The organism is Microcoleus sp. D2_18a_B4 (genome assembly GCF_036702475.1).
Taxonomy (GTDB): domain Bacteria; phylum Cyanobacteriota; class Cyanobacteriia; order Cyanobacteriales; family Microcoleaceae; genus Microcoleus.
Genome location: NZ_JAUBTL010000008.1, coordinates 112,442 through 134,377, shown reverse-complemented (window position 1 = coordinate 134,377; position 21,936 = coordinate 112,442). Strand labels below are relative to the sequence as shown.

The 21,936-nt window shown below is 45.1% G+C and carries 21 protein-coding genes; 10 read left to right on the top strand and 11 right to left on the bottom strand.

From position 1 onward, the window contains the following. Nucleotides 1-8: 8 nt before the first annotated feature. On the bottom strand, nt 9-1,085 hold the full coding sequence (gene acsF, locus QUB04_RS07495) for a magnesium-protoporphyrin IX monomethyl ester (oxidative) cyclase (RefSeq protein ID WP_333282921.1): 1,077 nt from the start codon (nt 1,083-1,085) through the stop codon (nt 9-11). A 189-nt stretch (nt 1,086-1,274) separates the two neighbouring features. Here acsF and QUB04_RS07490 point away from each other — a divergent pair, with 189 nt between their 5' ends. Next, on the top strand, nt 1,275-1,676 hold the full coding sequence (locus tag QUB04_RS07490) for a helix-turn-helix domain-containing protein (RefSeq protein ID WP_333282918.1): 402 nt from the start codon (nt 1,275-1,277) through the stop codon (nt 1,674-1,676). Between the two features lie 112 nt (nt 1,677-1,788). Here the strand turns inward: QUB04_RS07490 and QUB04_RS07485 are convergent, their stop codons facing one another. The 7 genes from QUB04_RS07485 to gcvH all read right to left on the bottom strand — a co-directional run bounded on the left by QUB04_RS07485 (nt 1,789) and on the right by gcvH (nt 9,813). Next, nucleotides 1,789-3,477, bottom strand: coding sequence for a glycoside hydrolase family 44 protein (locus QUB04_RS07485; protein ID WP_333282915.1), 1,689 nt, complete (start codon nt 3,475-3,477; stop codon nt 1,789-1,791). 4 nt (nt 3,478-3,481) lie between these two features. After that, nucleotides 3,482-3,661, bottom strand: a complete 180-nt coding sequence (locus QUB04_RS07480) for a hypothetical protein (RefSeq protein ID WP_333282912.1) — start codon at nt 3,659-3,661, stop codon at nt 3,482-3,484. 95 nt (nt 3,662-3,756) lie between these two features. After that, complete coding sequence (locus tag QUB04_RS07475) at nt 3,757-3,984, bottom strand: type II toxin-antitoxin system MqsA family antitoxin (protein ID WP_333282909.1); 228 nt, start codon at nt 3,982-3,984, stop codon at nt 3,757-3,759. 17 nt (nt 3,985-4,001) lie between these two features. After that, nucleotides 4,002-4,226 (bottom strand): DUF4258 domain-containing protein, encoded by a 225-nt coding sequence (locus QUB04_RS07470; RefSeq protein WP_333282906.1) that lies wholly within the window; start codon nt 4,224-4,226, stop codon nt 4,002-4,004. A 159-nt stretch (nt 4,227-4,385) separates the two neighbouring features. Then, on the bottom strand, nt 4,386-5,717 hold the full coding sequence (locus tag QUB04_RS07465) for a serine/threonine-protein kinase (RefSeq protein WP_333282904.1): 1,332 nt from the start codon (nt 5,715-5,717) through the stop codon (nt 4,386-4,388). A gap of 249 nt (nt 5,718-5,966) precedes the next feature. Then, nucleotides 5,967-8,912: an aminomethyl-transferring glycine dehydrogenase gene (gene gcvP / locus QUB04_RS07460; protein WP_333282901.1), complete on the bottom strand. Its 2,946-nt coding sequence runs from the start codon at nt 8,910-8,912 to the stop codon at nt 5,967-5,969. 511 nt (nt 8,913-9,423) lie between these two features. Continuing rightward, nucleotides 9,424-9,813 (bottom strand): glycine cleavage system protein GcvH, encoded by a 390-nt coding sequence (gene gcvH / locus QUB04_RS07455; RefSeq protein WP_333263672.1) that lies wholly within the window; start codon nt 9,811-9,813, stop codon nt 9,424-9,426. A 59-nt stretch (nt 9,814-9,872) separates the two neighbouring features. Here gcvH and QUB04_RS07450 point away from each other — a divergent pair, with 59 nt between their 5' ends. Next, nucleotides 9,873-10,706 carry an alpha/beta hydrolase gene (locus QUB04_RS07450; protein ID WP_333282897.1) on the top strand — a complete coding sequence of 278 codons (834 nt, stop codon included), beginning with the start codon at nt 9,873-9,875 and terminating at the stop codon, nt 10,704-10,706. Between the two features lie 143 nt (nt 10,707-10,849). On the opposite strand, the gene gcvT is transcribed toward QUB04_RS07450, so the two are convergent. After that, entirely contained in the window at nt 10,850-12,001 is a 1,152-nt protein-coding gene (gene gcvT / locus QUB04_RS07445; RefSeq protein WP_333282894.1) for a glycine cleavage system aminomethyltransferase GcvT, read from the bottom strand. 715 nt (nt 12,002-12,716) lie between these two features. On the opposite strand from gcvT, the gene QUB04_RS07440 reads away from it, so the two are divergent. Then, nucleotides 12,717-13,859, top strand: a complete 1,143-nt coding sequence (locus QUB04_RS07440; protein WP_333282891.1) for a tyrosine-type recombinase/integrase — start codon at nt 12,717-12,719, stop codon at nt 13,857-13,859. A 48-nt stretch (nt 13,860-13,907) separates the two neighbouring features. Here QUB04_RS07440 and QUB04_RS07435 read toward each other — a convergent pair whose 3' ends face one another. After that, nucleotides 13,908-14,243, bottom strand: a complete 336-nt coding sequence (locus tag QUB04_RS07435; protein WP_333282888.1) for a hypothetical protein — start codon at nt 14,241-14,243, stop codon at nt 13,908-13,910. An 86-nt stretch (nt 14,244-14,329) separates the two neighbouring features. Beyond that, nucleotides 14,330-15,703 carry a hypothetical protein gene (locus QUB04_RS07430; protein ID WP_333282884.1) on the bottom strand — a complete coding sequence of 458 codons (1,374 nt, stop codon included), beginning with the start codon at nt 15,701-15,703 and terminating at the stop codon, nt 14,330-14,332. On the opposite strand from QUB04_RS07430, the gene QUB04_RS07425 reads away from it, so the two are divergent. The 7 genes from QUB04_RS07425 (at nt 15,696) to QUB04_RS07395 (ending at nt 21,837) form a co-directional block, all read left to right on the top strand. Further along, on the top strand, nt 15,696-16,406 hold the full coding sequence (locus QUB04_RS07425; RefSeq protein WP_333282881.1) for a hypothetical protein: 711 nt from the start codon (nt 15,696-15,698) through the stop codon (nt 16,404-16,406). The two genes, QUB04_RS07430 and QUB04_RS07425, sit on opposite strands and share 8 nt — an antisense overlap. After that, nucleotides 16,407-17,189 carry a hypothetical protein gene (locus QUB04_RS07420; RefSeq protein ID WP_333282878.1) on the top strand — a complete coding sequence of 261 codons (783 nt, stop codon included), beginning with the start codon at nt 16,407-16,409 and terminating at the stop codon, nt 17,187-17,189. 2 nt (nt 17,190-17,191) lie between these two features. Further along, nucleotides 17,192-17,803: a hypothetical protein gene (locus tag QUB04_RS07415; RefSeq protein ID WP_333282876.1), complete on the top strand. Its 612-nt coding sequence runs from the start codon at nt 17,192-17,194 to the stop codon at nt 17,801-17,803. 88 nt (nt 17,804-17,891) lie between these two features. Next, nucleotides 17,892-19,640, top strand: coding sequence for a hypothetical protein (locus QUB04_RS07410; protein ID WP_333282873.1), 1,749 nt, complete (start codon nt 17,892-17,894; stop codon nt 19,638-19,640). After that, nucleotides 19,633-19,980 (top strand): hypothetical protein, encoded by a 348-nt coding sequence (locus QUB04_RS07405; RefSeq protein ID WP_333282870.1) that lies wholly within the window; start codon nt 19,633-19,635, stop codon nt 19,978-19,980. The genes QUB04_RS07410 and QUB04_RS07405 overlap by 8 nt, the downstream gene beginning before the upstream one ends. After that, nucleotides 19,980-20,912 (top strand): hypothetical protein, encoded by a 933-nt coding sequence (locus QUB04_RS07400; protein WP_333282867.1) that lies wholly within the window; start codon nt 19,980-19,982, stop codon nt 20,910-20,912. The genes QUB04_RS07405 and QUB04_RS07400 overlap by 1 nt, the downstream gene beginning before the upstream one ends. Continuing rightward, nucleotides 20,899-21,837 carry a hypothetical protein gene (locus QUB04_RS07395; protein ID WP_333282864.1) on the top strand — a complete coding sequence of 313 codons (939 nt, stop codon included), beginning with the start codon at nt 20,899-20,901 and terminating at the stop codon, nt 21,835-21,837. The genes QUB04_RS07400 and QUB04_RS07395 overlap by 14 nt, the downstream gene beginning before the upstream one ends. Nucleotides 21,838-21,936 lie beyond the last annotated feature (99 nt).

Genomic DNA, 21,936 nt, shown 5'->3' with positions numbered 1-21,936 from the left:
AATATCTCCTAATTAATAGCGGTTCTGGACGATTCAGCATTAATCGAGGGCAGTAAATAAAGGCGCAACAACTGCCAGACAATCACAGCAATCCAGGGTAATTTTTGGCAAAATTGGATGGCGGCATGGCGCTGATTAGTTGAGATTTCTGCTAGCTTCTGATTGGCGATCGCACATCGATCCAAACGGGGAAAGAATTCTGGATGGTGGGTATCTAAAATACTGGGAAACGCCCGTTTTGCCGTTTCATTGGTGTGATGAATCACCTGCTTGTTATATTCATCGGGGTCGATGCCGATCGAGTCATAAAATGTGGAGCGTTCCAACACCGTCATTGTGTGGGTGGCAAACACCGTCAGTAGGAAAAAGCGCGCCCAGAGTCTTGCCTTCCAGTTATTCCAAAGCTTAGGCTGCGATCGCAACAAAGCCTTAAAGAAATCCCCATGCCGATTTTCGTCTTGGCACCAATTCTCGAAGTAGCGAAACAGGGGATAAATTTGATGTTCTGGATGTTTTTCGAGATGGCGATACACCAAAATATAGCGCCAGTAGCCAATTTTTTCCGACAGATAAACAGTATAAATTACCCATTCAGGAGGGAAGAATGTGTATGTACGATTTTTTGTTAAATAGCCCAGATCGAGAGACAACCCAAAATCTGCCATCGCCTTATTCAAGAAACCGGCATGACGCGCTTCATCCCGTGCCAGTAAGCTAAAGGCTTCCGATAACAAGGGTTGGCGATTCTTAAGTTTGCGGGAGAGTTCTTTGAACAACAGAAAACCCGAAAATTCTGAGGTACAGGAGCGCTCTAGAAAGTCAATAAATGCCTTTCGCGTTTCGCCATCAATGTTGTCCCAGCATTGCTCAAACTCCTGATTGCGGACAAAATGGTGGCGGTTATAGTCCGCGCGCAATTCTGCTACAACTGCTTCTAATTCCGTTTGTTGCCCGGACAGATCCATTTCGGCAACGGCATCAAAATTGGTGGTGTAAAAGCGGGGTGTTAACAGGGTTTCTTGAACAGGTGCTTTAATGCCGGATGGCAGACCAGCAGACTCCGATTTACTAATTGAACTGACCATAGGAGTGGAGAGTGGATTGTTCGGAATTGATGACTGTGCACCACATTGCCTTAATCCGCGATCGCCCACAAGTCAGTTACCAGTGGTATCCTATAGTTACTTTAGGTAAAGCATTGAAGCAAATAGGACGCTTGAGCCATTTCTAAAGAAATATGGAAATTATCGTGAAGGCAACTGTGCAGGGAGTTTATGGTGGAAGCAAGTCAGTGCGTAGAGGTTAAATGTCCGATTCAATTTGTGCTGGATTTGTTGGACAATAAATGGTCAATTTTGGTTCTACGCGAACTGTTTGGAGGCGCGAGGCGTCCCCACGAATTACTCACGGCACTCCCTGGCATCAGCACCAAAACCCTCACCCAACGCCTACGAGAGTTGGAATCTCAAGGGTTAGTCGATCGCCGTGTTTATGCCGAGATTCCGCCCCGCGTAGAATATTCCCTCACGCCCAAGGGTCGCCAAATTCAACCAGTGATGGCAGCCCTGCATCAAGTAGGATCGCAGTGGCTGGGACAGGAGAGTTGCATTTGTCCACTAACACACTCGGATGCTAAGGACGATCGCAGGAACGCTTCAGGTCTAATTTCAGATTAAAAATGTCAGAATTATTCCTCTCTCTCTTCTCTTCCTCAGTGCCCTCTGCGTCCTCTGCGGTTTAATCATTCCGGTTCTGGCGGGCGAATTCCGTGGCTTAAGTTAAGTCCCGCTAAGAATTAGCCTTGGGAATAGCCACCAAAGTCATAGAATTAGCGGGATAAGTTGCCTGGAATCCAGTATCACTGACACCTAAATCGCTCTGACGGACGATCGCCTGCAAATTGGCCTCGCTGTAAGTGTAAAATTCAGCTTTACCGGCCGATTTAAATCCTTTCAAACTCAGGTTGCTAGTCAAATTTTTGTTGGTTTTATTAATAATTACCAGCGTCAGAGTACCATCACTGCTGCGATCGGCTCCGTAGATTGACAAAAGTCCTTGATCTGTGCTACCCGATCGCACCCAAGTATCGCCATACTTACCGCCTTTTCCGTCGTAATTCATGTACATTCGGAAAGCATAGGCCCCCGGTTCCGAAGACTTAGGAGGCCCCCATAGCGTCGCTAAATCGAGTTGTTCCCGCCCAAAAATCCCCAGTACGTCGGCTTGGGCTAAGGCGCCGTTAATCGACTCTAAACCGCCCCAATTGTATTCAGTAATTGCAATTTTTGTACCTGGATAATCCTGTTTTACCCACTCTCGAAACCGGGGAATAATTGTTAGGGGTGGATAGTATTTACCAATCCAACTTTCATCAGTATAGGTAGCATCCCAGAGAGAACGAGTCGATCGCAGCCGCGCTGCTTGCGTTTTGGCATCACCAGCGGGACAATTGGCCACACAGGTATCATCTACCGAAGGATAGTAGTGTTGGTCGAAATAGTCGAGAATCCGAACACCTTTTTGCTTTTCATAAGCGCGCATTTGTTGCAAGTACCACCGCGCAAACCAGACACCGCCGTGCTTTTCACGATCGCCCTTAACCCCCGAATCCACATAGACAGGCCAGCCAAAATCCGATGGGCCGAGTACCTTAGCAGTGGGATCTGTAGCTTTTACCATTGAGGCATATTGGTAAGTGCGATCGCGCAATTCCTCGTAACTCGTCGCTTCTGGATGAACATCGCGGTGAGTATTTCCCCAGCCGCTTGGTTCATTGTCCATTTGATAAATTTGCACGCCGCCGTTAGCAGCAGTACCGTGGGTTTTAATTAAGTGTTGAACCCAAGCTTTTTGAAATGCTGGGTCGCTAATAATACTGACATCAAGGCGATTATTATCAGTTATCAAAGTGCCATCGGGACGCTTACCGTTGCCGCATTTATCACCTTCTGGAAAAATGTAGGGATTTGTTTTTTCTTGTGGCCCGTATTTGGATACTCTAAACCCGCAGTTCCAAGTGCTAAATTTATTTACATAGCCAATCATCGAAATTGTAACGATGCTTTTGCTGCCGTTTTGGCGGTTGGTTTTGACAATTTTATCTATAGAATCACCGGGAACAGGATTTTTATTGTCGCCGCCACCCACGAAAAAGAAGTCATCGCCGCTGTTGGAAGAATCGACTAACCAGTTGTAGCGGCTGGTGTGATTAGCCCCCCAGCGTTCTACCGGAATTCGCAACTCTTTGGCTAGTGTGGGATCGATCGCATAATCATTCATACCATAGATGTCAGGACTGATGGAATGTCGATCGGCTGTAACATCAACAGATAAAGCCGGGCCGATAGTTTGGGCGATCGCCATTTTGATGTAAGCTGTTGTTGCCACTACCGCCAAAGCAGCCAAAAAACCAAACAATAATAGGGTAATCCAACGCGGTTTATTTCCGGGAAACTGCCACAAAAATCGTGCATTCATTAATTTATGGTATAGTATTTAATAGGGCTTGTTTATAATCTACTGCACTTTTGTAATAAATTTCAGGATTGTCGATTAAAGCGCGATCGATTACGGTGGCTAGCGGTTGAGGAATCGAGCAAGTGCGATCGCCAATAGGAACCGCATCATTATTCAAAATCGCACAAAACGGGTCTAGTCCCACAAAATTGCGCGGGGAAAATCCCGCCCTCGTCACATACAAAAGTGAGAGTGACTTTTGAACTCATTTCAATATATGATTGTGAAGGTGATAATTGGCTAAGCAAAACTAGCTACTTCTACAGAACGTTCTACCGCTACACTTTTACGCTTGCGTTTAATTCTGTCGATTTCATGGAGTGTTTCGGCTGTTAGGTAACTGCTACCACAGTGAGGACAGCTTATGACGGGAATGTTTTCTATAACTAGCAAATCTTTGCCTTTACCATAGGTTCTGGGAATTCGGCGAACTCGCACACCTTCTGTTCCGCAAATATCGCATACCATTTACTAAGTCTCCTTGCTTAAGGCACGTATACTGTAATGATAACAACTTTTCCAGTGGGACTAAGTTTGACAATTAATTCGACTTCTCCTCCATCGGTAGTTTCTCCTCTAACCCGGTATTTTGATTCTGCTGTCACTGTATCTTTTTGACATTCTAGTATTTCACCTGTGAGAAGACCTTGTTCAACGTCATAGATTGTCAAATCGTCATCTTCCATCTCTTCTTCAGCATGGAGTGTCATGACATAATGCTGATTGCTAACCTTGGCCCTAATCAGTCGTAGTATTTTATCGAACATTTCATTTTTTTTAAATCACCATAAAAATGAATTGGGGATTTTGGATTAATATCATGTCCGTTATTTAGCATTAGTCCTCATGCAATCTGAAATGCTTAGATGTTAGAGTTTACAAGTCTCGACAAGAGAGAAGAGCGCCACTAGAATTAGCTCCCCACACCCATCAAAACTCCCCACCCAACTCAACCAACCCCAGCCGGGAGGTGTCGGGAGGTTTCCTTCTGGTGCTTTGGTGTTATATTGCCAGTTTTCCGTCCATTCACTATTCACGCGCCAACCTACCCCATCGCCAAACGCTTCCCATATTTTAGGATCGTATTCCCTGGTTCCGCCTAGACTTTGATAGATACGCTTCTGCACCGAAAAGCCGAAGCGCCCATTACTGTATTTCACCCAAAGTTGGTCAATGGTACGCAAGTCCTCGCAGGGAAAATTAATACTTTCTACATCAAGCCATCTTTCTTCGTCTCTACCCGCCACCTTCAGCATCACTCTAGCAGTTTCCTCATCCGCCTCTTTCCAGTTTTTAGCCGCCAATAAATTCCGCAATTTTCTATAATCCATCCCCACTGCTGAAACCAAATTAACCTCATCAGCCAATGGTTTCGGTATCAGCAAATCCAACCATTCCTGCACCGACTGCGGGCGATTTTGCGGCTCCAACTCCATCCCTTTCACAATCGCCGCATTCACCCTGTCGCTAATCTTAGAATTGTGTTGCTTCGGCGGAGTTAAAGGAATATTTTGCTTCCTGAATTGCGACGAAAACGGCAACTCACCCGTCAACATTACATAAAGCGTTGCTGCTAGGGAATAAACATCTGTATAAGCGCCTAGTTCGGCACGTTTTTCTAATAATTCAATGGGTGCGTAACACTCAGTACCGGAATTACTATTTGTCCGCAATTTCCCCGGCGCTGTAACCTGCCGCGCCAAGCCAAAATCAATCAAAACTGCTTCAAAACCCCGCTTTCTGAGCATAACATTTTGGGGTTTAACATCGAGGTGAGTAAATTTTTGGTTATGAACAAAACTCAGGGCGCTTCCGACTTGCTGAATCATTGGCACAGCTTTCGCTTCGGATAAAATGCCGTTATCTTCGAGATATTCTGCTAAGTTAGTGCCGTCGATTAATTCCATCACCATGCACCACAATTCGATATTTCCCACCGTTTCGGGAAATACTTCGTAAACTTGGACGACGTGTGGGTGGCTGCACTTGGCTAAAGATAATGCTTCGTTGACAAATTTGGTTTGGTATTCGCGAAAGTTTGGCTTCCCTTGAACGTTGGCATTTAGGGTTTTGATGGCGACTGCTTTACCTTCTTTAAGGTTTTGGGCGCGGTAAGTGACACCGAATCCGCCGCCGCCGAGAATTTCTTCGATTAGGTATTTGCCTTGGTGCAGTTGTTGTCCGGGGGGCCAGTGCCTCATGAGGGGTATGTGAGGATGTGGGGAGGATGGTTTTGATTATAGCTCAGACGGGGGAATTTTTGTTGAGGCTTTGGGTGATGTTGAGAAACCGGGTTTTCTACCGAGATATTTAGCATCTATCAAACCCTCAGATCCCCCCTAGCCCCCCTTAAGAAGGGGGGGACTGGAAGCACTCAAAGTCCCCCTTCTTAAGGGGGATTTAGGGGGATCTAGACTCAGATATAAACGAGATTTACATGGATTACAATCTTAAGTGTAAGCCTCCATTGGCAAACAAGAACAGACAAAATTGCGATCGCCAAACGCATTATCTATCCGCCCCACCGCAGGCCAAAACTTATGTTCGCGAGTCCAAGATGTCGGATAAGCAGCTTGCGCGCGAGTATAAGGACGATTCCACTCATCAACCATCAGAGATTCTGCGGTGTGCGGGGCATTTTTCAAGACGTTATTTTGTGCATCAACATTACCTTTTTCAATCTCCGCAATTTCAGATCGAATTGCAATCATTGCATCGCAAAAACGGTCTAATTCCTGCTTGGATTCGCTTTCCGTCGGTTCCACCATTACCGTACCAGCAACCGGCCAAGAAACCGTCGGCGCGTGATAGCCGTAATCCATCAACCGTTTAGCAATATCTTCGACTTCAATAGCCGCAGATTTTTTGAGTGATCGCAAATCCAGAATACACTCGTGCGCCACTAAACCAGCTTTCCCTTTGTACAAAACTGGATAATAAGATTCTAACCGTTTTGCCATGTAATTAGCATTAAGAATTGCTACTTTTGTCGCCTCAGTTAAACCGAATCCTCCCATCATCCGAATGTACATCCAAGAAATAGTCAAAATGCTAGCACTTCCCCAAGGCGCGGCGGAAACAGCACCAACTGATGTTTGTTGACTGATGTTTGTTGACTGTTGACTGTTAAGAATAGAATGACTGGGCAAAAATTCTACTAAATGAGACATTACCCCAATCGGCCCCATTCCCGGCCCGCCGCCGCCGTGGGGAATACAGAAAGTTTTGTGCAAATTTAAGTGACAAACATCAGCACCAAAATCACCGGGGCGACACAAACCCACTTGAGCATTCATATTTGCGCCGTCCATATAAACTTGTCCGCCACAGTTGTGAACAATCTCGCAAATCTCTTTAATTTCTTCCTCAAAAACGCCGTGCGTTGATGGATATGTCACCATCAAAGCCGCCAGTTCATTTTTGTGCTTCTCGGCTTTTTTATGTAAATCTGCGACATCAATATTACCCTGGGAATCGCACTCGACAGCCACTACCTTCATCCCCGCCATCACCGCGCTAGCCGGATTTGTACCGTGGGCTGACTGGGGAATCAAACAGATATTTCGGTGAGATTCGCCTCGGTGTTCGTGGTATTGGCGAATAACTAACAAGCCTGCGTATTCGCCTTGGGAACCGGCGTTGGGCTGCAAAGAAATTCCCGCAAAACCAGTGATTTCTGCCAGCCACTGTTCTAGTTGCACGAACATCATTTGATAGCCGCGAGTTTGATCGCGGGGCGCAAAGGGATGTATCTTGCCAAATTCCGCCCAAGTCACCGGCATCATCTCTGCTGTTGCATTCAATTTCATTGTGCAAGAACCCAAGGGAATCATCGATGTATTTAGCGATAAATCCTTGGCTTCTAAACGGTGCAAATAGCGCAAAAGTTCAGTTTCTGAATGGTAGCTGTTGAAAACTGGATGACCGAGATAGCTGCTGGTGCGATCGCAAAAATCTGGTAAGGTCAAATATGAATTCAATGCGTCGGCATCCAGCGGAATGTTGAGAGCATTCTGCCCGTCTGCCCTGATATAATCTTTATTCTGTGCAAAAATTTCCCACAACTCTTGCACATCTTCAACGCTGACAGTTTCATCTAAAGTGATTCCCACTGTCGAATCATCGAAAACTCGGAGATTAATTTTGTGTACTTTAGCAGCTTCTAGAATTTCTGACAGCGGTTTGTCTCCCAATTCTACCCGCAAAGTATCGAAGAAAGGTTGAGAACCAATTTTGTATCCGAAACTTCTTAAACCCGATGCCAAAAGTGCTGTTAAAGTCCATACTTTCTCAGCAATGTCTTTCAGTCCAGACGGGCCGTGATAAACAGCATACATACTCGCCATCACTGCCAGCAAAACTTGAGCAGTACAAATATTGCTGGTTGCTTTTTCGCGGCGGATGTGTTGTTCGCGAGTTTGCAAGGCCAAACGTAAAGCAGATTTGCCGTTGGCATCTTTAGAAACGCCAACTATTCGCCCCGGAACTTGCCGTTTAAACTCTTCTCGCGTGGCGAAATAGGCTGCGTGGGGCCCTCCGCATCCCATCGGCACTCCGAAGCGCTGAGTGCTTCCTACGGCTATATCCGCGCCGAATTCGCCGGGGGGTGTGAGCAAGCAAAGGCTCAATATGTCGGCGGCGACTGTGACTAATGCGCCGGCTTCGTGTGCCGATCGAATAAAATCGGTATAGTCGTAAATTGCGCCGTCTGTGGCGGGGTATTGCAGGAGAGCGCCGAAGATTGTACGATCGAACTCAAAGCTGTGATGGTCGCCGACAATTACGTCAATTCCCAGCGGCTTAGCGCGAGTTTGCACAACTTCAATAGTTTGAGGGTGGCAATCTTGGGAAACAAAAAACGCTTTTGCCTTATTTTTGCTGGCGCCGTAACTCACCGCCATCGCTTCCGCCGCCGCAGTCCCTTCATCCAGCAAAGAAGCGTTGGCAATTTCCAAACCCGTGAGGTCAATTATCATGGTTTGGAAGTTCAGCAAAGCTTCCAATCGCCCTTGAGCAATTTCGGCTTGGTAGGGAGTGTAAGCTGTATACCAGCCGGGATTTTCTAGGATATTCCGCTGGATGACCGGGGGAGTGATGCAGTCGTGATATCCTGTGCCGATGTACGATCGAAATACCTGATTTTTTGCAGCAATTTCTTTCAATTCTGCCAAAGCGCTGTACTCGCTTCGCGCTTCGGGAAGTTGTAAGGGTTGAGAAATACGAATCGCCGCAGGAACCGTTTTGTCAATCAACTCATCGAGGCTGGAAATGCCCAAAACATTGAGCATTTGCTGGATTTCGCTGGGTGTCGGGCCAATGTGCCGGCCCGCAAAACCATTGATGGGGGAAAGGTTTTGCTGCTGACTGGGTTCAAGTTGAGGGCTGTAGAGTACCAAGGCGGATTCTCCTGAATAGACTTTTGCTTCTTTGTTTGTAACATTTTGCTAAGAAAACAAGGAAGATTTTCTGCGTCTCTCAAAGTCCGACAGGGGTTGAAACCCCTGTCTCATAGCTAAAGTCGTCTGAAGACGACTAAGGAAGATTTTTTGCGTGTATCAAAGTCCGACAGTCCGATAGTCCGACAGTCCGACAGGGGTTGAAACCCCTGTCTCATAGCTAAAGTCGTCTGAAGACGACTAAGCAAGATTTTTTGCGTGTATCAAAGTCCGACAGTCCGACAGGGGTTGAAACCCCTGTCTCATAGCTAAAGTCGTCTGAAGACGACTGTAGATTAAGCTGCACTTATCGCAACTCCCCCCGCAACAGCTTGGTATTTCAGTCGTCTTTAGACGACTTGTGCTATTAGCCAGGGGTTTCAACCCCTGGCGGATTGTGGAATTATCAACGAGCCCTATGCCCTATGCCCTATGCCCTATGCCCTATGCCCTATGCCCTATGCCCTATGCCCTATTCCCCCTCGACCATTTTGCGATACTCCGGGGCCGAGAAAGCCTCGTCTGCTTCGCTGGGATTGTCAACGCGCACTTTCAGCAGCCATCCAGCGCCATAGGGGTCTTCTGCCAAATCTTCGGGAGCCTCTATAATGTCATCATTGCGTTCTACGACTATACCGGTAACTGGTGCTTTCAAGTCTTCAACGGCTTTCACTGACTCGACTGTACCGAAAGCTTCGCCCTTTTCCAAGCCTGCACCGACTTCGGGCAAATCTAGAAACACGATATCGCCGAGTTGGTCAACTGCAAAAGCACTAATGCCGATGGTGGCAATTTCGCCTTCGAGTCGGATGTATTCGTGAGTGTCTAGGTATTTCAGGTCATCGGGGTATGTTAGTGCCATGTCTTTTCTCGCAATAAAAAAGTAGTAGTTAAATCTTATTCAACTATGAGCCTTTAGTAATGACTAAATGGAACAGAAAAAATATTAAACGCTTGCTTTTTGGAGAATTTTCTGTCAAACGACTGATGCGCTCTATAATTTTTATTTACGCATTTCTATGTTTTTACGGTTTCTTTTTTTCAGAACGGCTAATTTTTCAACCTCCCCCATCTAGTCAGAGTGATAGCAGGGAAGTTATCAAAGTTAGCTCAGCTAATGGCGTGAAAATTTCAACTGTTCATTTTCCTAACCCGCAAGCTAAATATACCATACTTTACAGTCACGGGAATGCGGAAGACTTGGACGGCATTTTGTGGCTACTCAGAGAGATTCGAGATAGCGGGTTTGCTGTGTTTGCCTATGATTATCAAGGTTACGGCACGAGTCAGGGAAATCCTTCTGAATATAATACTTATCGTGATATTGAGGCTGCTTACAATTATTTAACCCAACATTTGGGAGTACCTGCAAAGCAAGTTATTCTTTACGGGCGTTCTGTGGGCGGTGGGCCGGCAATTGATTTGGCTTCGCGGCAACAAGTCGGCGGTTTGGTGGTTGAAAGTTCCTTTGTTTCGGCTTTTCGGGTGTTGACGCGGATTCCTATTTTACCCTTTGACAAGTTTGTGAATATTGATAAGATTGGCAAAGTTCGATCGCCTGTTTTGGTGATTCATGGTAAGGCTGATGAGGTGGTGCATTTTTGGCATGGAGAGCAGTTGTTTGCAGCGGCGAAGCAGCCGAAATTAAATTTTTGGGTTGATGGGGCGGGTCATAATGATTTGATGGATGTGGCGGGCGATCGCTATGCTGCAACTTTGCGACAATTTGCTAAGCTAGTAGATGAGTCTTCTTGACCAAGATGAGCAACGGGCTAGAAGCCCGTTCCACAAGAACACATACACTTACACTTTATAGCCTTTCTCAGTAACATGAGGTGCACGCTTGATAAGCGGGCATAGGGCATACCTCACCAAGATTGAGAACTGCTGTACCTAATTTAACTGGGGCGGTTTGGCGATTTATAAAATGGTTTTTTCACCACATTAGCCGGATAGTTTTTACCGCGAATTTCGACCTCTAATTGCTGACCGATTTTAGCTAATTTTGCGGGAACAAATGCGAGGGCTACTGCCCGATTCAAAGTAGGCGATAATGTACCGCTAGTAACTTCTCCTACTGTTTCGCCTTCAAATATTACCAGATAGCCGTGGCGCGCAATGTGCCGTCCCTGCATTTCTAACCCTACCAACCGCTTTGATACTCCACTCGCTTTCTGCTGTTCCAAAACCTCCCGCCCAATAAAATCGCCTTTGGTGTCGAGGTGAACAACCCAACCCACTCCAGCCTCTAAAGGCGTGATATTGTCGTCGATATCTTGACCGTAAAGAGCCATTGCTGCTTCTAAACGCAAGGTATCTCTCGCACCCAAACCGCAGGGCACAACGCCAGCAGCTAACAATTTTTGCCACAGTTCTTTTCCTACTTCGGCATCCACCATGATTTCAAACCCATCTTCGCCGGTGTAACCTGTTCTGGCAATAAAACTCGGCTGTCCCAACAGATTTGTTTCTAAGTGACCAAATGCCTTAATTGGTGCGAGGTTGTCTTCCACAAAAGACTGGAGATAGTTAACAGCCTCTGGCCCTTGAATTGCAATTAAAACTTTATCTTCTGAGATGTCTGTAAAACAGAGTTCGCTCAATTCTAAGTGAGTGCTTATCCATGCTTTGTCTGCGATGCGAGTGGCGGCGTTGACAATAATTACTGCACGTTCTTCGCTAGTGATAGGGTCTGGTTCTTGGCAGTAGAAAATAATGTCGTCTAAGATGCAGCCTTTGGCATTTAGCAAGACTGTATATTGAGCTTGACCGGGTTGCAAGCGGCTCAAGTCTGAGGGGACTAAGGGTTGAAATTTTTCTATTAATTGTTTCCCTCTCAAACCAAATTTTCCCATGTGGGAAATGTCGAACATTCCTGCTTGCTGGCGTACTGCTTGGTGTTCGCTGCTAATGCCTGCGTACTGCACCGCCATCTCCCACCCGGAAAATGGCACCATCCGGCCTTTGAGTTCTAATGATAGGTCGTACAGAGGCGTGCGGGCAAGTTGGCTCGGACTCTCTGGATTGTTGGGTTCAGTTGACTTTGCCACAGGTAGCGCTTTGGTTGCGGGTAGACTGTTTTGATTTTACGGGAAAATTGGTTTTCGCGGTGTGTAGCGCGATCGAATTTAACGACACGGCAATGCTGTTTAGGTACGAGTAAGGACACTGCAGTGCCCTTCTTCGTGTCAACTTAACGTCAAAAGTAGTATCAGTATACCGTCTACCGATGAGCCCCTCGATCCCCACGGCGCCTAGGGCGGGCACGGGGGCACCGCCCCTACGAAGGGGGGGACAAGAGTATTCAAAGTCCCCCTTAACAAGGCAGGGCGGTTTCATTCTTGGTAGGGGCCGTGCCCCCGTGCCGGCCCTTTTGGCCTGAAACCCCCATTCGATGGTTGGTGGCGGGGGTAGGCACGGGGAGTAGGGGTAGCACTACCCCTACAAAAACCTCGTTTTTGGTGATAATGAAACAGCCCCCCTTAATAAGGGTGGGACAAGAGTCTTCTCTTTAGTCCCCCTTATTAAGGGGGATGCGAGGGGGATCTAGACTGGGGTAAAAGCGATATTTATCAACAGTTTTAGTCTTAAGTTGACACGAATGAGCAGTGCCGTTTCCCTACTGTAATGTTTATGGAGAATAGCGGGCTCGAACCGCTGACCCCTACAATGCCATACTTCCCTAAGACAGGATATAACAGAGAAAGGGTGTTTCAGAGGTTTGCAAAATAGAAATTACAGCAAATTGGGTACAAACTAAACAAAATGACAAATTCTGCGGTTTTTAAAAAATTCGGTGATGTGTCGGTAGAAATTGTCAGAGGAAATTATCGGCTAAGATGGCGGGCCCTCGGTCGCCGTTTCTGTTTAGCGATCGGGAAAGCAGATACAGAGGCGGCTCGAATTGTGGCAGAAGGTCGGGCCCAAGAAATTAACGCTGATATCTTGTTTGGGCGGTTTGATGAAAGTCTGGCTAAATACTCCCAGATTCATGCCGACAAAATTGCTGCTGCTAAAAAAGGATTAGATTTGCGCGAAGTGTGGGAAAAGTACAAGATTCACCAAAAATACCGAGTCGCAAAAACAACCCAAAAAGACAACTGGCGAACAGTTGATTTGTGTCTCGAAAAATTGACGGCTGAGCAACTGCTGCTAGAGCGATCGGAATTGCTGTTGCCCAAGCTTCTGCAAACTTACGCCCCCGGTACAATCCGGCGAGCACTGGCAAGTCTGAATGCATCTTGCAATTGGGCGGTAGAAGCCAAGTTAATTGAAAATAACCCATACAGTAGATTAACTAGGCAGTTGCCGAAAAAACAGGGCGATCGCTCGCGAGAAATCTTCACGACCGCAGACATAAAAAAGATCCTTCTCACCTTTCGTGCAAATAAAGCCGCGAGTTTTTATGCAAATTACGTTGAGTTACTGACGCTTACGGGATTTAGACCTGAAGAGGCGATCGCCCTAACTTGGGATGACTTGACCGCTGGGGAAAATGGAAAGTTGTCAATTCGAGTAAACAAAGCCCACAGTAAAGGCGAACTCAAAAATACAAAAACTGGTGAACGCAGAGACTTTCCCTGCAATCCTCAGCTCACTAAATTTCTAGCTAACTTGCCTAAGATTCCTAATTTACACAATCTAATTTTTCCTTCACCCAAAAGCGGGTATATAGATCAGCATAATTTTTCTGGTCGGTATTGGTTGCCGATCGTCCGCGAACTCGCAGCTCAGAAAAAAATCAAGCAATATTTGCCCTGTTACAACTTGCGTCACAGTTTCATTACCCGATTAGTTCGCGAGGGGCTGGACGTGGCGACAATTGCAAAACTTGCAGGCAACAGCCCAAAAATGATTTTTGAGCATTATTTGTCGGCTAACAGTGATCTAGAATTGCCCGAATTTTAACCAGAGCCGATGGTGGGATTTGAACTCACGACCGTTCGATTACGAATTTTAAATCGGCGATTGCGTCGCATCAGAGGTTGTTTCAGATTTGGGAGCTGCCACCGTCGTGATCTGGGTATAACGTCCTTGACCAATTGCTCTTTGAATTATTAGCATGGCTTGAGTTAATTTTTCATCGCCTTGACAATTAAGTAATAAAGGATTTGTTTGGTCAAGGTAAGGCTCTCCCACGACTTTGCCACTAGGCAAAGTCGTCTTAACCTTGAAGTATATTTTTAACTCTAAATCTTGGATGTTCCCTGCAGCTTGAATTAGATTAACTTCAAGTCTGTCAGGTATATGTTCAGTAGTAACATCATCTGTATCTTTAATTAAAACACTCATGGCTTTTTCCCTCTTTGTTCTGAATTAATATTTTAACTTAATTGTGATTGCTTAAAGACTTACCCAGTCTTAGCAACAACCATAAATCAATTGGATACAAGATAGCTACCCGATATAGTGACTACTCCTGCGGGGTCTATAGCTACGGAGGCTTGAGTCCCGCCACCAACAGGTACTTGTCGTAGAATTATAGTATTTGCACCATTCAATATTACAAGTTGTAGAGTATTATTAGCTACTAACGTAACGGTACTGTGATAAATTGCAGCAGTCGTAAAATTTACGTTTGTGTACGGCAATCCAGATACAATCATATTTCCAGTTCCGTCGTGAGCACTCCATACTAGGTGAATGTCAAAAAAAATTCTTCTCCCTATTTTTGTAAAAGTTCCTATTTGTGTTGTGTACGTACCTAATCCTGCTGTAGTTGTACCTGTTATAGTTGGGGTAAACGTACCTTCTAAATAATCATCTAATATTCTCGGATTGCTACTAACGTTTTGTGTGGACGGAAATTGAATTTGTCCTCCAATATTTAGCAATCCTCCGATATACTGATTACCTGCCACGCCTTGACCTCCTGAAATAATAAAGGCTCCAGTTGTTGTAGAAGTAGCTTCGGTAGTGTTTGTAACTCTAGTAATATCACTAAAACTTTTTGCGCCCAGAAAAGTTTGAGCGACAGATGTAATACCTCCATTCGTAGCCGGCAAGCTTCCGGTTACTCCAGTAGCTAAAGGTAATCCAGTAGCATTCGTCAGTATTGCAACAGAGGGGGTTCCTAAGTTTGGGGTGGTAAAATTAGGAGAGATTAAAGTAGCAAATTTATTGGGATTTTCCCACTCCCGATCGCCCCTGAGCAAAAATTCCCCACTGCCAGCGGGGGGAGCCGGCACCAAACCGTTTGTACCAGGAAGGCTGGCAGATGGTGCACCATAAACACTGAGCAGAGTTTCGAGAGCAACAATGCGATCGCTCAATTCCTCATTTCCATTATTTTTTTTTTCGGCGACTACGGAACCCCAAACTAAAATTGTGTCTGCCGATGTCAGTACATTCCCGAGTTTAATTTGAATCCCAAGGCTCAAATCCTCTGCTACATCTATCGTGTTGGAATCCGAAAAAAAGCGCATCAGATTTACATCGTAATACGGCTCTTTGTTAAAAATTCTAATAGGCGCTCGCTCGATCCATGCTCCAGTTCCTTTCTTTACATAAAGTATAATTTCCTTAAATGAGGTGTTGAGCGCTACTTCCTCCAGAATTTGCTGGAGATTATCCGGAGGGGTATTGTCGGGAATGTACGGAAATTCTGCTGCATCTATACTTTTGATATTGATTGTTAGTCTTAAAGTGGTAATAAATCCGCTGTGTTCGGCTTGAGGTTTGTAAATCGTAAAAATAGGCGCGGTATAATTGCTGGAATCAATCTGAAATAAAATACTTTCGGCGATGGCCATATTTGAATTAAGGAATAGAGCATACTCTGATAATAGCATTTCGGAGGTTGCAGGGAAGTTACTCCCAGTGCATCCCACAGCTAGATATAATAGTTTTACGGATTTGTGGAAAAAAACGAGGCGACCGAGCGGCTACCTTCCGCGACCGGCTACGTGCGCTACAAAAGATAATGATTTTTTCTTCTGTTGTTTAAGTTGTGGGGCAACTGATCCAGGCAGCGTTAAGGAATTACTGGCACGGCGATCGGCTAATGCGGGATGGATTAGCGCGGATTGGTGGTGGGATTTTGGCTGGCTCTTGCCCGAAGGGTTTGTGAACTTGGGCATTGGGGTTACAGTTCCGAGTCCACCTGTCGAGCGCGATCGGGTGTTTTTGCTGAAGCCAGATTTTACGCGGGGTTACTTAAACTTGGATTTGGCAGCACACGCCAAAGGTGGAGCCGATCAACATGAAGCTAAAGCGCGAGTAGTTGATTTTGCTAATGTGTCCTTTGAAGGGGAATTAACGGTTACTACATTGGGAGATATTCGCGTCGCTGTCCCCCTATCCCGATCGCAATGGTTTGGAGATAATAAAGAGATTTGGCAGCGCTTTATATTTCAGCCGCCAATCATGCCTTACGAGCTGTCTAATTTGGTTTTAGATAATGATAATATTAAAGTGGTAAATGGGAAAGTTGAATTTATGGGGATTGAACTGTAAATGCCAGATTTCTTTCACTCAGCTTTGCGCGGAGACCAAATCCACGAAGCCAAAATCAAAGTTTTACCAGAGGGCTCAATTTTTCCTGCACCTGATTGGGAGGGGCAATTTCTTGTAATTGGATTGAAGCTTTATGTTAGCATTAAGCAAAATAATGTTTTAACTTGGACGCAGCCAAAAGCGTATAATCTGCCACAATTGCCGTCTAATGTAGTTACTTTTGAGCAAGGCTACGAAAATCCTCCAGCACCGAGAGATAAGTCTGGAGTAATTTATTTAAACATAGATACCAAAGATATATGGTATTTCGAGGGTGCAAATTGGATTAAATTAGGTCAAGGCGGTAGCGCTTCAAGTCTTGATATTATTTCTGGTCGCAGTACGACAAATTGGCAAGGTAATTTTTTCGGTCTATTAAATCCTGTTTTGGAGAGTGAAGAGAATTGTTTGCTCGTTAAAAAATGGCTGCCTAACACTAAGTATTACTTTGCCATCACAACTCCTGCAATGTTATCCTTGGGGGGTAGTGACGATAATTTGTTTTATATTGGACTATGGGATGGTTGGGGGCAATCACACGTTATAGCTAGCTACTTAGACAAAAATGATGAAATATGTTTTACTTTAGACACCACGCTGTTCAACGAAAAACCTGAACCTTATAGATTAGGTATTTATATAAAAAGAGATATGGGGTATTGGCGTTACTTAAACTTTGAATTTAATCTAGATACGCGCTTTGTAAAAATAAAAGAACTGGCAAATATTTCTTACGGGTATTAATTATGGTTAGCTTTTTGACCCCAGCGACAGGTGGGATTCAACCAATTAACGGACGAAATGGAGCCACAATCGAAGGCTTAATCAATGCCGAAAGAGGAAAACCGGGTAAAGATATTGTTCCTAACGTAGTCAACCAGATTATTGCAGCTACCCAGGTATCAGTGCCTGCCAATGCTTGCGATCCACAGGCAGCGCTACAACGCGCACAGCAGCAAATTCAAGAAAAGGTACAGTTAATCTTGGTAAATTATATTCAGCAACAGGTGCAGCAGGAGGTCAGCAATTCGGCGTCTATTCAACAACTGCAAAAAGAATTACAGGCAATTCAGCAAACGCAAAATCAAACAGAATCCATACAACAGCAAGCGGAGATTATCGAAAAAGACATGCAAAAACAGTTAAGTGGACTTATAGTGGGAGTCGTAGGACGAGCTTCGCAGCAGTTGCCACAAGTTGCAAAACTTGCAAATACAAACGCTGCAGGGCTTAAAACAATTGCAACCGTAGCCGAATCGCTATCAACTTTTGTACCATCGCAAGGTATCAATATGTCGGCATATGCAAGTGCCACTCAAAAAACAGTTCAAACCGTCAGCCAAGCTTGTTATATTTGAGGTATTTATGAGTGTTTGTGCAGGAATCGGCAATGGAATAGGCGGCGCAATTGGCAAGTGGGGTGCGGGTTTAGGCAGTGCTTTAGGATTGGGTGCAACCGTTGATTTGGGGGTGCGAGCTTATACAGGATACGGTTTGCTCGAAACTCTTTCTGTGCCTTATATTGAATGTCCCGATGGCTCGTACTCAAGTGCAATTGAATGGTACGGAAGCGGGTTAAAGTGTCCTAAAAAGCCAGAAACCGCTGAATTGGGTCTTAAACCTCCTTCGCCTCAAAGCAGTCAAGCTCTTTCTTATAATGATGCAATTGAAGCGATGGGAGGGATTACAAATACGTATTTTGGAAATCATGTTTTTGGTTTCACTCTCTTCGGTACTATGTTGGGGGATTCTCTTATGTGGCAGCCTCGATCAGGGCATTACGATACAGGGGCGCAACGATTTCAAGACAAACTAGGGAATGTTTTTATAAGGGGAACCATAAGCGAAACGTTGGGCAGTCCACTTACTGATGAACCAATTTCGCTATCTTACAGTGATATGGGTAGAGGCGGTTTTTTTTTAAATCCAACCTTTGATCAAACTTGGAATGGAATATCAGGCGGAACTTATTTTTTTGTAAATAGTCAAGCACCTACACAAACTAGAACAAAATTTGCAGTTCCGTACATGAAAAGAAATGGATTTTTTCGTGGACAATCTCCCTATACTTTTCTAGGAATTCAAGCAAGCATTCCCTCTGATTACGCAAAAGCTCCGCCCGCCGCCAATATTTCATCAATACCACCTGGATTTACACCATCACCACCACCACCAAGAGAGGATTGCGAAGAAATGAACTGCCCTTGTCTGACTCCTGACATGATCGAAAAAGCGGTTAAAAAAGCTTTAGGTTTATCGCCATTTGCTCCTGAAAAGCTCATTCGAGAAATGGGAGCAAAAATATTTGCTGCTCCCGGTCCGTCTCTCGTGCCGATTGTCCCCCTAACTTTAGTGGATGCAATCGCCGCCATTCAAGCCGCCTCCTATATGAGAGCTGGCTATGGACGTTACCCTGTAGTGATGCCCGGTTCCCTTATTAACGACAATTCCGTTGCCGACGCCGTACCAGCGCAGCCAATTGAGAACTTCGCAGAATGGTTTGAATGGTTTGTAAAGCAGCAGGATGCAGTGCAGGGTGAGTGGCCTGTAGAGATTGCGATCGTGGATGGAGCCAAACGCCAACCGCTTAAATTCGAGAATATTTCTGAGGCTTTTGCGGAGCTTAGCGGGTTGATGATTCAAACTGCAACTGATGCCGATGCCGCTGTAGCTGTAGCTTCCCACTCCGCCGTTGCTGCCACCAAGGCACATACTGCTAGTGTGATTGCTCAAAAAAATGTGGAGTGTTTGATCCGGTTCTTTGGAGTGAGAACGGGCTACGGCTCAATTTTTATTGATTCGGCTATCACTCCAATGGACTCCGATAATCCAACGTTCAATCTGAAAAAATTCCTTACACCCTCCAAACAGCCGATCGCATTTTTAACAGACGTTGACCCCTTCGATTTTCAGGCTGTGTTAGACAGAATTTTACGTAACAGCGAGATTGCCAAATCTGCGGTAGCGCTAGATGCAAAATCGGGACTGGTAGGAGACTATGCTCGCAACCAAAGAAAATACGACGCGGCAGAAGCCAAGCGCGAAGCCGAAAAAGAACTTGAAAAATTGCAAGCTAGTATTAACGCTGCCAATCCCGAATTTAAAGTTAGAATTCGAGTAGATACGCCAGCCCCAACGGGCGATATCACTGGAAATAATTTTGTAATTAAGAGGCCAAAAACTGCTGATGAATGATCTTACTTGGGCTGAATTACTGGCAGCGCTTGCACCGGATTCTATTTTTGTAGACAGCAGTCGCGGTGTTTGCGTAAATGTTTCTCTGGTTTCTGGGGAATCTCCAAACTTAAATTTACTTACTCAAGTAGGAGTGATCGAATTTTGCTACAAACTTCTTGACGCTGCCAATCGAGCTCAAACTACTAAAAATGCAGCATTGCCAGCGGGCAGTAAGCTTAATTCCTTTGGCGCACCGATTTGGAGTACGCCAAGTGCCGCTGGACTGGTAACTGCTCGCCATTCAGTAGCCGCTCAATTTACAGTTTCTACTGCCGTGGCTGTAGCACCGCTTACCTAATGAACAACACACCGATCGTATTGGGTGAATTGACAGAATTGCGATCACGTCGGACGCGAATACTTAACAGCCAAAACCTTGGCGGCGAGCGAACGATCGATATTACTGCGAGCTCAGACGGCAGTAATCCCGGAATTACTACGGGCTTGGGAACGGGTAGTGGTGGAATTCTTGGTGGTATTGTCTCCCGATTGCAGCAGTTTGCGGGATTCCTATTTCAGCAAGCACTTAATACTTTAACAGCGAGCCTGACTCAAATTGCCAGTACGCTTGTTAGTAGCTATCTTCAGCTTGAGAATTTTGACTGGAATAGCACAGACGATGAAATCAAAAAACAGATTGCTAGCAATAACGAATCGTTGCTATTGAATTCTGGTGATGCGGTCGGGCAGATGGCGGCATGGGGATTAATTGGGTTTGCAAATTTGGCTATCGGAGCAACACTCGGCGCTCTAGGCAAGGCAACAGGTAATAACAAACTACGTGGGGCAACTATTGCCGGTATCGCCGTACCTGTGCTTTCTGGCAAGATTGCGCTGGCGCTTGCGGAGGAAGGCGGCGATGAGGTAGGTGACGAACTGCGATCATTTCTGATGCAGGCTCGCAGCATCGCTGTTCGGAATGGGATTTTAGCTACTATTTTGTCCGCGCGCAAAGCTGGGTTTTTTGGTGGCAGTGTTACTGATACCTCGCTGCCTGTTGATAGTTTCATTTCACGCCAACAGGATTTTATTAAAAAAAATATTCCTGACAAGTGGCAGGATTGGGCTGAAGACGTTCTCGATAGCTTCAAAGATTCCATATCTGAGGCTATTTATGTTGTTACAAACACAATTGATGATGCGCTTGCAGCCTCCAAGTATGCTGCATATCAAAATGAACGGCGACAGCGAATTACACTTTTATTGAATGAAGACGATGACGAAAATTAATTTTCAAGGCTCAATTGAGGATGTAAAAAAACAGATTGAGCAAACAATTGCTACTTATGAGTTACTGGGTAATCAAACGTCTATTGATTTTAATCAATGGTTTGAAGGATGGGAAAATGGATTTCCTGAAGATATTGAAAATCGAGCTTTAGGTAATTATCCTGTAACAGGTGAAAAGGCTTGGCGTAGCGACGCAAATAAGAAGCCCCGGTGGCGAGAATGGTCTAATAAAAATGGATTTATCAAAGGCGAGTATTGGCGCGATCGGTCAGTTGAAAGCGAGTCGATTCCGTTAAGCGGTACGGCCGATAAAATTATTCAACATATTCATCAATTAGAGTACGAAGGTGGTGGAGAATCGGCGTCTCGAAATAAAAGTAAAGCTTGGCCACCGATGAAAGGACAACCATCTATTAAACTTTATTTTCGAGGAGAGGGAACTGCTAAAGGAATAATAACTTTGGTTGTTATGAATAAAACTGATGACCCAAAAGTTCCACTACCTAGTATCGATAAATCAGATTTGCGACACTACGCGCAAAGGATAAAAGAACAATTTGCTACTCCTAATTTATATATTTGGAATAAAGGAAAAGAAATTTTAAGTTATACGAATCGTTGGCAAGGGTTTGACGGGCAATGGTGGTTGTGTCGAAATGAGGCAGCGGGATTAGCTTTATTAACTCGATTATTAGCTGTTTTAGACCTACCGCTAGACCGATCAAAATTACGAATGAGTACAGCCGTGGACGAAGCCGCAGCCTTTCCTTCTAACCCCCCTAGTGTCACAGTTCTTGGAGAACCTACTCCTCAAGATAACGAACGCCCGTTAGTGGATGTCACTTTTTGGCGCGCAGAAATAAATCTCGCAAAACTTAACACCCCTATTCCGTTAGTAGAGCGAGCTCAAATTGTGTATAAGTAAGCTCAACAATATGACCAGCAAACTATATCTAATACGTATGTAGATTTTGCAAACCCTACGGGTTTGTAAGGGGAGTAGCACGGTTTCAAAACACCTAGA